This is a genomic window from Campylobacter sp. RM12651 (assembly GCF_022369475.1).
GTDB lineage: Bacteria > Campylobacterota > Campylobacteria > Campylobacterales > Campylobacteraceae > Campylobacter_E.
On record NZ_CP059600.1, the window covers coordinates 1155059 to 1169009 of the forward strand.

At 29.3% G+C, this 13951-nt stretch carries 12 protein-coding genes; 7 read left to right on the forward strand and 5 right to left on the reverse strand.

Annotated elements, in window-relative coordinates; all coding sequences use genetic code 11:
- The 6 genes from pgl to AVBRAN_RS05605 all read left to right on the forward strand — a co-directional run bounded on the left by pgl (nucleotide 1) and on the right by AVBRAN_RS05605 (nucleotide 8600).
- Nucleotides 1-672 (forward strand): 6-phosphogluconolactonase, encoded by a 672-nt coding sequence (gene pgl / locus AVBRAN_RS05580; RefSeq protein ID WP_214117927.1) that lies wholly within the window; start codon nucleotides 1-3, stop codon nucleotides 670-672.
- Nucleotides 653-1624: a glucokinase gene (locus AVBRAN_RS05585; protein WP_214117926.1), complete on the forward strand. Its 972-nt coding sequence runs from the start codon at nucleotides 653-655 to the stop codon at nucleotides 1622-1624. The genes pgl and AVBRAN_RS05585 overlap by 20 nt, the downstream gene beginning before the upstream one ends.
- Nucleotides 1624-3261: a glucose-6-phosphate isomerase gene (pgi, locus tag AVBRAN_RS05590; RefSeq protein ID WP_239802695.1), complete on the forward strand. Its 1638-nt coding sequence runs from the start codon at nucleotides 1624-1626 to the stop codon at nucleotides 3259-3261. Before AVBRAN_RS05585 ends, pgi begins: the two co-directional genes overlap by 1 nt.
- 57 nt (nucleotides 3262-3318) lie before the next feature.
- Nucleotides 3319-5154 carry a site-specific DNA-methyltransferase gene (locus AVBRAN_RS05595; protein ID WP_239802696.1) on the forward strand — a complete coding sequence of 612 codons (1836 nt, stop codon included), beginning with the start codon at nucleotides 3319-3321 and terminating at the stop codon, nucleotides 5152-5154.
- Nucleotide 5155: 1 nt separating this feature from the next.
- Entirely contained in the window at nucleotides 5156-7912 is a 2757-nt protein-coding gene (locus AVBRAN_RS05600) for a type III restriction-modification system endonuclease (RefSeq protein WP_239802697.1), read from the forward strand.
- A gap of 118 nt (nucleotides 7913-8030) precedes the next feature.
- Nucleotides 8031-8600, forward strand: coding sequence for a hypothetical protein (locus AVBRAN_RS05605; protein WP_239802698.1), 570 nt, complete (start codon nucleotides 8031-8033; stop codon nucleotides 8598-8600).
- A gap of 74 nt (nucleotides 8601-8674) precedes the next feature.
- Here the strand turns inward: AVBRAN_RS05605 and AVBRAN_RS05610 are convergent, their stop codons facing one another.
- Entirely contained in the window at nucleotides 8675-9844 is a 1170-nt protein-coding gene (locus tag AVBRAN_RS05610; protein ID WP_239802699.1) for an acetate kinase, read from the reverse strand.
- Nucleotides 9845-9864: 20 nt separating this feature from the next.
- Nucleotides 9865-11319, reverse strand: a complete 1455-nt coding sequence (pta, locus tag AVBRAN_RS05615; RefSeq protein ID WP_239802700.1) for a phosphate acetyltransferase — start codon at nucleotides 11317-11319, stop codon at nucleotides 9865-9867.
- Nucleotides 11320-11388: 69 nt separating this feature from the next.
- Between pta and flgH the strand changes: the two genes are divergently transcribed.
- Nucleotides 11389-12066 carry a flagellar basal body L-ring protein FlgH gene (gene flgH, locus AVBRAN_RS05620; RefSeq protein WP_239802701.1) on the forward strand — a complete coding sequence of 226 codons (678 nt, stop codon included), beginning with the start codon at nucleotides 11389-11391 and terminating at the stop codon, nucleotides 12064-12066.
- 24 nt (nucleotides 12067-12090) lie between these two features.
- Here flgH and AVBRAN_RS05625 read toward each other — a convergent pair whose 3' ends face one another.
- From AVBRAN_RS05625 to AVBRAN_RS05635, 3 genes are read right to left on the reverse strand one after another with little or no spacing between them, the layout of a single operon-like run.
- Complete coding sequence (locus tag AVBRAN_RS05625) at nucleotides 12091-12336, reverse strand: AtpZ/AtpI family protein (RefSeq protein WP_239802702.1); 246 nt, start codon at nucleotides 12334-12336, stop codon at nucleotides 12091-12093.
- Nucleotides 12329-13606, reverse strand: a complete 1278-nt coding sequence (hemL, locus tag AVBRAN_RS05630; RefSeq protein ID WP_239802703.1) for a glutamate-1-semialdehyde 2,1-aminomutase — start codon at nucleotides 13604-13606, stop codon at nucleotides 12329-12331. The genes AVBRAN_RS05625 and hemL overlap by 8 nt, the downstream gene beginning before the upstream one ends.
- Nucleotides 13596-13949, reverse strand: coding sequence for a hypothetical protein (locus tag AVBRAN_RS05635; RefSeq protein ID WP_214120453.1), 354 nt, complete (start codon nucleotides 13947-13949; stop codon nucleotides 13596-13598). The genes hemL and AVBRAN_RS05635 overlap by 11 nt, the downstream gene beginning before the upstream one ends.
- Nucleotides 13950-13951: the final 2 nt, after the last annotated feature.

Sequence of the window (13951 nt, forward strand, 5' to 3'; positions counted from 1 at the left end):
ATGAGATTATTTACATTCAATGACAAAAACATAAGCGAAATCGCTTTATATAAAGAATTAGTATTTTCATTAAATGAATGTATTAATAGTAAAGGTAGCGTAAATTTTTATGTATCAGGTGGTAAAAGTCCTAAAGATTTATTTATTAAATTAAGTAAAGAAAAGCTTGACTGGACTAAAGTAAATGTATTTTTAGTAGATGAAAGGATTTTACCTACAAATCACGAAGATAGTAATACAAATCTAGTAAAGCAAAATCTATTACAAAATGATGCTAGTAAGGCTAATTTAATTACTTGTATTAAAGATGAATTAATTAATGATTATGAGGCTTTAAAAAACCACGCTAATAATATTTATCAAACTCCTGATATTTTGATTTTAGGTATGGGAGCTGATGCTCATACTGCATCAATCTTTCCAACAGCTTCTAATTTAGATGAATTATTAAGTGATGAAAACCAAGCTTATCACATAGTAAAAACTCCTAATTACGATAGAATTAGCCTTAGTTTAGAAAGCATATTAAAAGCTAAAAGAATATTTTTAAATATCAGTGGAGATGAGAAATATCAAGTATTTTTATTAGCTTGTAAAGAAAAAAATAAAAAATATCCAATAAGTTATGTAATTAATTCAAAAGGAAATTTAGATGTCTATTACGCAAAATGAATATCCAAGATTATTAGCAGATATTGGTGGAACTAATGCTAGATTTGCATTAGAATTTAAATCAGGAAATATAGATAAAATAGAAGTCTTACAATGCAAAGACTACGATACTATAATAGATGCTGTAAGAGCATATTTAAAAGATAAAAATGTAAATGTAAAACACGCTGCTTTTGCAATGGCAAATCCTGTTACAAGTGATTTTATACAAATGACTAATAATCATTGGGCTTTTTCAATCAATACCACAAGACTTGCATTAGGATTTGATACTTTATTAATTCTAAATGATTTTACCGCTCAAGCACTTGCTATTACAAAATTAAATAGTGATGAATTAGTTCAAATTGGTGGAAGAGAAGCTGAAGAAAATTGCGTAAAAGCTGTTTTAGGGCCTGGCACAGGACTTGGAGTTAGTGGATTAATCCCTAGTAAAAATGGCTATATTGCACTATCAGGTGAAGGCGGACATGTTAGCTTTGCACCTTTTGATGAGATTGAATCAATGATTTGGCATTATGCAAAAAACAAATTCGGGCATGTATCGGCTGAAAGATTGCTTAGCGGAATGGGACTTGAGCTAATATATGAAGCTTTAGCACATAAAGAAGGTATAAATGATACTTTAGACGCTAGTAAAATTAGCGAACTAGCATTAAGCGAAAAATCAGCTTTATGTAGATTAAGTCTTGATATATTTTGTGCAATGCTAGGAACAATTGCTTCAAATCTAGCATTAACTCTAGGTGCTAGGGGTGGTGTTTATATTTGTGGTGGGATAATTCCTAAAATATTAGAGTATTTTAAACACTCATCATTTAGAGCAAGATTTGAGAATAAAGGTAGATTTGATAGTTATTTAGCAGCAATTCCTGTATTTGTGGTTTTATCAAAATTTCCAGGTATAAACGGCGCTAGTGTGGCACTGCAAAATCATTTAAAGGATAAATAATGTTAAGCAAATTAAAAAGCTATGAAAAATTATGGTCTTTATACAACAAATCAAAAGATACTCATATGAAAGATTTATTCGCTAATGATAATAATAGAGCGAATAAATACTTTTTAGAAGTTGGTGGGATTAAGGTTGATTATTCTAAAAATAGAATAGATGAAGAGATTTTAAGCAATCTTATTAATCTTGCAAAAGAAGCTAATTTAGAACAAAACATTAAAGATATGTTTAGTGGTAAAAAGATTAATACCACAGAAAATAGAGCAGCTTTACATATTGCTCTTAGAAATCGTATAAATACACCTATTTATGTAGATAATGAAAACATAATGGATGATGTAAATGCAGTGCTTAACAAAATGGAGAAATTCTCTCACGCAATAAGATCAGGCGAGTGGCTAGGCTATACAAATCAAGTAATAACTGATATTGTAAATATAGGAATTGGTGGCTCTGATTTAGGACCATTGATGGCTTGTGATGCTTTGAAAAAATACGCACACCCAAGACTAAAAATGCACTTTGTATCAAATGTAGATGGCTCAAAATTACAAAATGTATTAGATAGCGTTCATCCAGAAACTACACTTTTTATAATAGCGTCAAAAACATTCGTAACTCAAGAAACCCTAACAAATGCCTTAACTGCTAGAGAGTGGTTTTTAAATCACGCAGTTAATAAACGCTTTGTAGCTAAACATTTCGTAGCAGTTTCAACTAATAAAAAGGCTGTTGAAGAATTTGGAATAGATAGTAATAATATGTTTGAGTTTTGGAACTGGGTCGGTGGGCGTTATAGTTTGTGGTCTGCAATTGGTCTTCCTATTATGATTTATTTAGGAAAAGAACATTTTTGGCAAATGCTAGAAGGCGCGTATTTAATGGATTCACATTTTAGCTCGGCTGAATATTCTAAAAACTTGCCTGTGATTTTGGCTTTAATAGGTATTTGGTATATTAATTTTTATGGTGGTGGCTCACATATAATCGCACCTTATGATGAATATTTAAAGCATTTTCCAAGATTTATTCAACAACTTGATATGGAAAGTAATGGAAAACAAGTTAGTAAAAATGGGGAATTAATTAATTACGAAACTTCTCCAATCATTTGGGGTGAAACAGGAATTAACGCTCAACACGCATTTTTTCAACTACTTCATCAAGGAACTCATATAAGTCCGATTGATTTAATAGTAAGTCTTGAAAAACCACACGATATGCCAGAACACCACGAAATTTTAATTAGCAATGTATTCGCTCAAGCTGAAGCCTTTATGAAAGGCAAAAACAAGGATGAAGTAAGAGCTGAACTTAGTAAAAGTAATTTAAGTGAAAGTGAGATAGAAAAGCTAATCCCACATAAAGAATTTTCGGGAAATCGCCCTAGCAATACGATTTTATTAGAAAGAATAAGCCCTAGAAATCTAGGTAGCCTAATTGCATTATATGAGCATAAAATATTCGTTCAAGGTGTGATTTGGGGGATAAATAGTTTTGACCAATTTGGCGTTGAATTAGGCAAAACTTTGGCTAAAACAATACTTGAAGAGCTAAGAAGTGATGTGAGTTACGAGCACGATAGCTCAACTACAAATCTAATAAAATTATATAAAGAGTTTAATAAAAAATAATTTTAGGAATTTCTTTATGAAATTCCTATTTTAAATTCCACGAAAAAAGGAGAGAAAATGGAACTTTTACATAAGGACTGCAAAAGTAAATTAGATATATTAAAAGAGCATTTTGCTGAATGTTTTGATAAAGATGGAAAATTTAATTTAGAAAAATTCCAAAGCGAAATAGCTGCTAACGGGGGGGGGGATTTTACAAATGAGAGTTATAGTTTAAATTTTTTAGGCAAAAAACACGCAAAATATCTAGCAAATCTAAAACCATCAAGCTACCTTAAACAAAACGGCACATTTAATGAAAATCTAAAACAAAATCTACTCATAAAAGGCGATAATTTAGAAGTCTTAAAACACTTACAAAATAGCTATTATAAAAAAATCAAAATGATTTATATAGACCCACCTTATAATACCGCTAATAAGGATTTTGTCTATAATGATACTAGAGCTTATAAGCTAGATGATTTAATAAACGCTGGAATGAGTGAAGATGAAGCTAAAAGAGTGCTAGAGTTTAGCACTAAAAAATCAAGCTCACATTCAGCGTGGCTTACCTTTATGTATCCAAGGCTATTTTTAGCTAGAAAGCTTTTAAAAGATGATGGAGTGATATTTATCTCAATTGATGATAATGAAGCAGCTCAATTAAAGCTCTTGTGTGATGAGATTTTTGGTGAAGAGAATTTCGTAGCTGATTTTATTTGGAATAACAAATACACAACTTCTAATGATACAGATATGTCTTATCAACACGAACATATTTTTTGCTATTTTAAGAATAGGATTAATAATAAATTAAATTTATTACCAAGAAGCGAGAAACAAAATTCTGCATATAAAAATAGAGATAATGATCCTAAAGGTGCTTGGAAACCAACACCAATTCATGCAAGAAGTGGAAGTGAGCTGGGTAAATATAGTATAACTTTTCCAAATGGAATAACTTGGCAAGCTCCGATAGGTAGATACCCTAGATATTCTAAAGATAAGTTATTACAGCTATTTTATGATAACGAACTGTATTTTAATTCAAAAGGTGGAATAGATAAAAAAACTTATATTACTGAAGTTAGACAAGGAATTTCTTGTGGTAGTGTGTGGAGTTATGATGAAGTGGGGCATACACATAGCAATAATGAAGAATTATCTTCTTTGCTTGGTAAAGGTATTTTTAACGATCCAAAAGGAACTAAATTATTAAAAAGAATATTACAAATTTCAACCGATAAAGATGATATTGTCCTAGATTTTTTTGCAGGAAGTGGGACAACAGGGCACGCTATTATGCAATTAAATGCCGAAGATAGTGGAAATAGAAAGTTTATTTTAGTTCAACTTGATGAGCCAATAGATGAGAAAAAGAGTAAAATTGCTTATGATTTTGTAAAAAATGAGCTTAATTGCAAGCCAACAATTTATGCAATTACCAAAGAAAGATTAATAAGAGCTGCGAAAAAAATCAAGCAAGATTATCCAAACGCTACTAATTTAGACTTTAGTGAATTTAAGATAGTATATAAAGATGAATTAGAACTAGAAAAAATAGAAAAACTAGATTTAAGCTTAGGCGATAATCTTTTTGCACCATTTAATAACGATAAAACAAATGAAATTCTAACTAGCTATAAATTAGCCGATGGTATAGCTTTAGATATGGAATTTAAAATAATAAATATAAACGATTATAAGGCTTATTATTGTAATAAATTGCTTTACTTAGTTTTCCCACATTTTAAAAGCGAAAATATCAAAACCCTAATGCAAAAATTACAAGATAATGAGCTAATTTGTGAAAGAGTTATTTTATACAATACTAGTTTTACGAGTAGCGAACATAAGAGTTTAAAAGAAGCTTTAATTAAATTAGGCATTAAATTACAAGTGAGATTTTAAGATGGGTAGCTTTAATTATACTAATGATTTAGAATATCAAAATATAGCTATTCAAAGTGTTTTAAAAATATTTTCAAGTAATGATATAAAGGCAAATGTTAAAGAAATTCAAGAGTTTAATGGCATAAAAAATCAAAACTTTATAAATGATAACACTTATGATATTTGTATGCAAACAGGCACAGGTAAAACCTACACTTACACAAAAACTATGTTTATGCTAAATGAAGCTTATGGATATGATAGCTTTATAGTGCTTGTGCCAACTTTAGCTATTAAATCAGGGACTAAAAGTTTTTTTGAGCTATCACGCCAACATTTTATAGATGAGTTTAAAAAAAGCTTAAGTTTTTACGAAGTAAAAAGCGAAAAATCAAGTAAAAAAGAGCAAATGCCACAAAGCATAAAAGATTTTTGCAATCACGATGATAAAGCTTCTATAAGAGTGCTTTTAATAAATGCAGGGATGCTCAATTCAGATACTTTTAAAAAAGAATTTGAAAGCAATCTTTTTGATAAATTTTTTAGCATATTTCCCGCATTAGCAGATACTAAAAGTATTTTAATCGTTGATGAGCCACATAAATTTGATAAAGCAAGTAAAACTTGGGAGAATGTTTTAAAACTAAAACCACAATTTATATTAAGATATGGAGCGACTTTTAAAGAAAACTCAAACCTACTTTATAATCTAACCCCACTTAAAGCCTTTAATGATAATTTGGTTAAAGGTGTAAAAACTTTCGTGCAAGAATTTGAAATAGGAAATAAAGCTTATATTAAACTTCAAGATATAGTAGATAATGAAGCTATTTTTTGTGATGATAAAAAGCGTGAGTTTAGACTTAGCAAGGGGCAAAATTTCGCTTGTTTTTATGATTTTTTAGATATTTTCGTGCAAGATTTAAGTAAGCAAAAAGTACTTTTATCAAATGGCGTAGAGCTAATTAAAGATAAAAAATTTAATCCTTTTAGCTTTAATGATGATTTAGCTAAGCAAATGATAAATGCTTGTTTAGATGAGCATTTTAAGTTAGAGCGAGAGTTTTTAAATCAAAAGATAAAATTAAAGCCTTTAAGCTTATTTTTTATAGATGATATAAATTCTTATCGTGGAGAAAACGCAAGGCTAAAAGAATATTTTGAAAAGGCATTAAAAAGCAAACTAGAAGAAGAATTAAAGCTTGGCACAGGATTTTATAAAGAATATTTACAAAAATCTTTAAACGATATTAGCCTTACTCACGGCGGTTATTTTTCAAAAGATAATAGCGATAAAGATGATAAAATAGAGCAAGAAATAAATGAGATTTTGCACGATAAAATGAGCCTACTTAGTCTTAATAATACTAGAAGATTTATATTTTCAAAATGGACACTTAAAGAAGGTTGGGATAATCCAAATGTATTTAATATTTGCAAACTTAGAAGTAGCGGAAGTGAGATAAGTAAGCTTCAAGAAGTTGGGCGTGGGCTTAGGCTTCCTGTTGATGAATACGGCAATAGAATTACTAATAAAGAATATTATTTAAATTATTTCGTAGATGCTAGTGAGAGTGATTTTACTCAAAAACTTATAAATGAAATTAAGATATGTGATGAGTGTTTTGATATAAAAATAGATGATTTATTAGATGAGAAAATTTATAAAATAATTTTAAGTGAATATGATTTAGATGAAGATTTGATTTATGATGAGCTTTTAGAATGCGGTGTTATAAACAAGCGAAGTAAGATAATAAATGTAGATATTTTAAAAGCAAAATATCCAAAAGCATTTAGCAAAAATAACATTAAAAAAGGCAAGATTAAAAACTCTAATGAATTAGAAAATAAAGTAAAAATCAAAACTAATTTATATCCACAAATCAAGGCTTTATGGGAAGAAATAAACAAAAAAGTATTTTTAAAATACGATGCCATTGAAAATGTGTTTTTAGCTAATTTTAAAGAGTTTTTAAAAGAATTTAAAGCAAAAGATAATTCAAGTTATATAAAAATTACACAATTAAGCGTAAATAATAATCAATTAAAAAGCCAAAAAGATATTTTAAATAATAAAATAAATATAAAAACTCTAAATTATGGAGAGTTTTTGCTAGGACTTAGCACAAAATTAGGTCTTAATCTAAACACTTTACATAAAGCCTTTTATGAGTTAATGAAAGATGGTTTATTTAACATAAATGATTATTTAAATGAGCCTAGTTTGAATGCTATTTGTAAGGAATTTAATTTTTATCTTTTAAGTAATTCTAATAGGCTTTTTAGCATATCTTACGAAGAGTTTTCACACCACATTCATCCTACCAAAATCACTAATGAAAAAGGTGAAATATTAAATGAAATAAATGCTAGTGATATAGGTGTTTTAGGTGGAGATGAATTAGCAAATAATACCTTTTTATACGAGCAGATTTTTTATGATAGTAAAATTGAGCAAGAGATAATAAAAGAAGATATAAAAAGCATACAAGTCTTTATGAAAATACCTAAAAACTCATTAAAAATCCCTGTAGTAGGTGGATTTAGTTATTCACCTGATTTTGCTTATGTATTAAAAGATGATAAAGAAAATATCCATTATTTTGTGCTTGAAAGTAAAGGCGTAGATAGTAAAATCAATCTAAGAAGTGATGAAAATGCGAAAATTACTAACGCAGAAAGTCTTTTTAAAGGTATAAATATTACCTTTGAAAAACAATTTAATAATGATAAATTGGAAACAATCATAAAAAATATAATCAATAAAAAATAATTAATCTAATTTAAATTCCTTAAAGGATTTAAATTAGAATACAAGATTATATTAAAAATATGGAGTGTTAAATACTTTCTTTTATTAAAGAATTAATAAAAAATCTTTATTTGTTGGTTTGAGTTTAGCGTTTTTTATCATTGCTATTTTCGTTTTTTTAATGCTTGTTCAGTATTCATACGATATCTATAGTAAATACTTTAGTTCAACTTATGATAAATTTCTTAAAACCAAAAAAGAGCTTTGCTCTCTTGAAAGGCAATTAGAAGTAGAAGGCTATTTATTATTTTGGGATTTTAAAAATGAGTATACAAATTATAAATATGATTATTCTAAAAGCGAATATAAATGTAATTTAGAAAAAGAAGAAAAATATAAAAGAGCAATTGTAAATTATTTTAAATTAAGTAATGCAAAAATATATGAAGTGCAAAATTATAATAGCATTGATGAAGTTAAATCTCTTAAAACTCTAGATAGTTTAGAATTAAAAGAAGTTAATGAATTTAACAATAATCTAGTATTTTTTGAAAAAAGATTTTTTGATAAAAATTCATTTCAATTTATAGATGGATATAAAATGTATGTAATTTTATATAACTCATATACTAAGGAAAAAGAAGAGAGAGAATATTATATAGATGGGTGTGGTTATGTAACCCCAAAATATAAAATAAAATACAATTAAGAAGATATAATGGCAGTAAAACTACAAATAATGTTTAATTATTTATAGTTTTACAAGAATTTAAATCAATAGGATTAAATAAGTTCCATTGTTTGTTTTACTATTGATAATTCTTCGTTAGTTGGAATAACTAAAATTGGGTATTTTGAATCAGCTTTTGCTATATTTCTAGCTACTTTTTCACGCTTAGCATTTTTTTCTTCATCAATGCTAAAGCCAAGATGTGCAAGTTGCTTACAAACCGCAGCTCTCATTAAATCATCATTTTCACCAATACCTGCTGTAAAAATTAGAGCCTTAGCAGGAGTTACTGCAAGGTATGAGCCTATGTATTTTGCAATTCTATAGCAAAACATATCAAATGCTAATTTTGCTTTTTTATCACCATTTTGCATTTTTTCTTCAATTTCACGCATATCATTTGCACCACAAATTCCTAATAAACCACTTTGTTTATTGCAAATTTTATCAAGTTCAGCAATGCTTAAACATTTATTATATGCTAAATAAAATAAAGCTCCAGCATCAATATCCCCACATCTAGTTCCCATCATTAATCCTTCAAGTGGAGTAAGACCCATTGAAGTATCAACGCATTTACCATCTTTAATAGCACTAATACTTGCACCATTTCCTAAGTGAGCTGTAATTGCATCTATGTTTTTAATACCTAAGAATTTTTCTGCTTCACGAGTTACAAATTCATGAGATGTTCCATGAAAGCCGTATCTTCTAACGCCATCTTCTTCATAATATTTATTAGCTATTGCATAGCGATATGCGATTTCTGGCATTGTTTGATGAAATGCTGTATCAAATACTGCTATATTTTTAACACTTGGAGCAAGATTTATAATTGTTTTAATTCCTGAAATATTTGCAGGATTATGTAAAGGTGCTAATTTTACTAATTCATCTAAAGCTTTTAAACATTTATCATCAACTAATGTTGCTTTAATAAATTTATCTCCACCATGCACCACACGATGACCTACTGCTGCTAATTCATTAAAATCAGTTAAAAGTCCGCTTTTAGCAAATAAATCACGAACTACTTTTAAGCCATCTTCGTGATTATTTATGCCACCTAAATGCTCTAATTCTTTGCCATCAAATTTAATTTTTGCTCTTGAATTACTTTCTCCAATTTGCTCAACCAAACCACTCGCAACACTATCTTCATTAAAAAATAATTGGAATTTCAGTGAGCTTGAACCTGCATTTAAAACTAATATTTTTTTCATAATTTTTCCTTTTTTATAATTTATTGTGCTTGAATTGCACTAATTAAGCATGTATTTACAATATCTTCAACCAAACAACCCCTACTTAAATCATTAATAGGTTTGTTTAAACCTTGCAAAACAGGACCAACCGCAATAGCCCCTGCACTTCTTTGCACTGCTTTATAAGCTATATTTCCTGCATTTAAATCAGGGAATACAAATACATTTGCCTTTCCTGCTACTTTGCTATCAGGCATTTTTTTACTTGCTGTTGCAATATCTACTGCTGCGTCAAATTGTATAGGACCATCATAATTTAATCCCTCATAAGATTTTGCTAATTCGCACGCTTGTTTTACTAAATCAACGCTTACTCCACTACCGCTATTTGCAGTTGAATAAGATAGCATTGCAACTCTTGGCTCAAAACCAAAAGCCTTATAAGTAGCCGCACTAACACTTGCAATTTCGGCTAGATTTTCAGGAGTTGGATTAGGATTTACCGCACAATCAGCAAAATACCAAACCTTATCACTTAAGCACATAAAAAATCCACCACTTACACTCTTAACACCTGGTTTAGTTTTAACTATTTGAAGAGCTGGGCGAATTGTATCAGCAGTTGAACATGCAGCCCCACTAACCATAGCATCAGCGTAGCCTAAATGCACTAATAAAGTTCCAAAATAATTTCTATCTTTTATAAGTTCTTTTGCTTGCTCAAGGCTCATTCCCTTTGATTTTCTAGCTTCATAAAGTGCATTTGCACATTCATCATCTAATGATGAATTACCTGGATTATAAGTCTTAACATCATCTAAATCTATACCTAAATCACTAGCTTTTTGTGCTATTTCTTTATTGTTTCCTAAGATAATTAATTTAACAGCTTTACCTTCTAATAAAATACTAGCAGCCTTTAAAATACGCTCGTCATTTCCTTCTGGTAAAACTATGGTTTTAACATTTTCTTTAGCCTTGCTCTCTAGCATAACTTCAAATGCCATTGGGCTTATATAATCAGGTTTTTTAAGATTTAATAACTCATCTAAGCTTGTATTTTCATTATATAAACTTGCGTATTTATGATGAATTTTAGCAAACTCAAATTTGGTTAAATCATTATCAATTACATAATTTAAATTAAGCTCTTTACTTAGTTTTAAATTTATCCAAAAAGTATCAAGACCACCAAAAACTCCAAAACTAGCAACTAATACAAAATCATATTTAGCTTTTAATTCATTAACTTTAATGATTATATTTTTATAAAAAGTATTTTCATTTTTCAAATACTCTTTAACGCCTGTTGCACTATCATATAAGTATTCAGTTTTTATATTATGCTCTTTTGATAATTTATTTAAACCACACACCCCGTCTTCACAAGCAAGTGCTTGGAAAACAACAATATTTGAATATTTTTTTGATAATTTTATAGCAAGATTATCTAAACTTTCCCTGCTTTGTTTTTGAAAGTAAATCGCATTCATTGCTACTCCTTCATTGATTAAATTTCGCTAGAGTATATGCCTAAAATATTAATAAATAAGGAAGAAAATATGAAAAAAAGTTACATAAAATATTTTGTTTTCTCTTTGTTAATTTCAGGTTGTGGTTTGGCTGATCCGCAAATGGATATGAAAGCTCCAACATATGTAGAGCAAATTGAACCTAAGGCTGATAATAATTTAGGAAGTCCAGGCTCACTTTTTGGAAAAGGCTCTAATCCACTTTTTAGCGATAATAAAGCTATGAATGTAAATGATATAGTTACGATAATTATTAAAGAAGACACAAGCCAAAGTAGCAAAGCTAGTAAAAGCACGAATAAATCTTCTAATGCTAATTTAAATTCCGGAGTTTTTGCAGGATTATTATCAAGTCTTAATAAATCAGCAGATATTGGCTTTCAAACAAAAAATAATTCAGACTTTAGTGGTAGCGGTCAAGCTAGTAGAAATGAAAAATTTCAAACAACAATTAGTGCTAGAGTAATAAAGGTATTGGCTAATGGAAATTATTTTATTGAAGGAAAAAGACAATTATTAATAAACGGAGAAAAACAAATCGTTCAAATCTCTGGAGTAATTAGACCTTATGATATAACAGGTCAAAACACAATTGAGAGCAAATACATAGCAGACGCTAAAATACTTTATTCAACTCAAGGCGAAATTGATAAAGCTACTAAAAAACCTTGGGGAACAAAAGCAGTTGAAACTATTTGGCCTTTTTAACCTTGATTTAAGGTTAAAAAGACTTTATTTCTTATCATCTTCGTTGATTTTTAATAATAATTTATAAGCCTTATATACATTTGAAATTGCAGCTGCTATTCCAAACGCAAGTCCTACGAAAAATAAAGGCTTATAAATCTTAGCTAGTAAAAGCCCTAAGCCAACGCCAATTAGCACTGCAACTACAATGCTAATACCTAAGCTTAGATGATTTGCAGCATCTATTACACTTTTTACTTTTTTAGCTCTTTTATTTTCTTCGTTATGCACGAATAGCCTTTTTGAACGCATTTATAAATATTTCAAGCTCTTTATCTTCAAACTTAGAGCAAATAAATGCAGTTTCATAGGTTGATGGTGCAAGATTTACTCCATTTTCTAGCATAATTTTATGAAATCTTGAAAACTTAGCTGTATCACTTGTCTTAGCGTCATCGTAATTTAATGGGTATTTTTCATTAAAGAAAAATCCTAACATTGAACCTATATTTTTAGCTACAAAAGGCACTCCTGCACTTTTACTCTCATCTAGCATAGCATTAATTGCATTTTTTGCCCATTTATCACATTTTTTATAAATATCATCGTTTAATTGCTCAAGATTTGCAATACCTGCTGCCATTGCAAGTGGATTTCCGCTTAGCGTTCCTGCTTGATATACTCCGCCTAGTGGGCTTAGAAGTTGCATAATTTCTTTTTTTGCAGCATAAGCTCCAACAGGAAGTCCCCCACCAATAACCTTACCAAAACAAACCATATCAGGCACAACTTTATAAATCTCTAAAGCCCCACCTAAAGCAGCTCTAAAACCACTCATAACTTCATCAAAAATCAAAACGATTTTTAATTCATCACAAAGCTTTCTAAGGTCTTCTAAAAACTCTTTTTTAGCAGGGACAAAACCCATATTTCCTGCAATTGGTTCAATAATAATCACACCTATTTCACTACCATTACTCTTTGCTATAGCAATTTGCTCTTTTACGCTTTCTATATCATTGTATTTAGCTGTATAAGTATCTTTTACAGCGTTTTTACTAACTCCACTTGAGCTTGGAGTATTAAAAGTAGCCAAGCCACTTCCTGCATTTACTAAAAGCATATCAGCGTGTCCGTGATAACAACCATCAAATTTAATAAGCCCATCACGATTAGAATAAGCTCTTGCTAAGCGAATTGCACTCATAGTAGCTTCTGTCCCACTATTTACAAATCTAATTTGCTCTATCGCAGGATACAATGATATAACTTTTTGTGCTAATTTGCTTTCAGCTAATGTAGGAGCACCATAACTTGTGCCATCTTTTGCTGCATTAATAATAGCATTTGTTACATTTATATCAGCGTGTCCTAAAATGCAAGGCCCATAGCTTTGAACTAAATCAAGGTATTTTTTATCTTCAATATCAATTATATAAGCACCATCGCCCTTTTTTATAAATACAGGCTCACTACCTACACTTTTAAACGCTCTTACAGGAGAATTAACCCCACCTGCTATTAATGTTTGTGCTTGTGCGAAAGCTTCTTTATTTGTCATTTTTTTCTCCTTTTTTCTTGATATATAAGTATAAATTTTTTATTTCTTCATTTGTTAAATAATAATTTGGCATTATATTTTTTGAACTTGTTTTACTAACTAAGGCTTTATAAAAATTCTCATAACTAATATTTTTAATACTAGGGATTATTACTTGAATGGTTTTTCCATTTTCTTTATAAGTAGCAAATATTTGCTCACTTCCATCAAGCCCGTGACATTTATCACAACCAATTCCCCTTGGGTTTTGATACAAGCTTAATTGATATTCATCTTTGCTTAAAAAATCACTATTAGCATAAACAAATACGCTAAAAACTAATAATATTAATTTTGATTTCATTT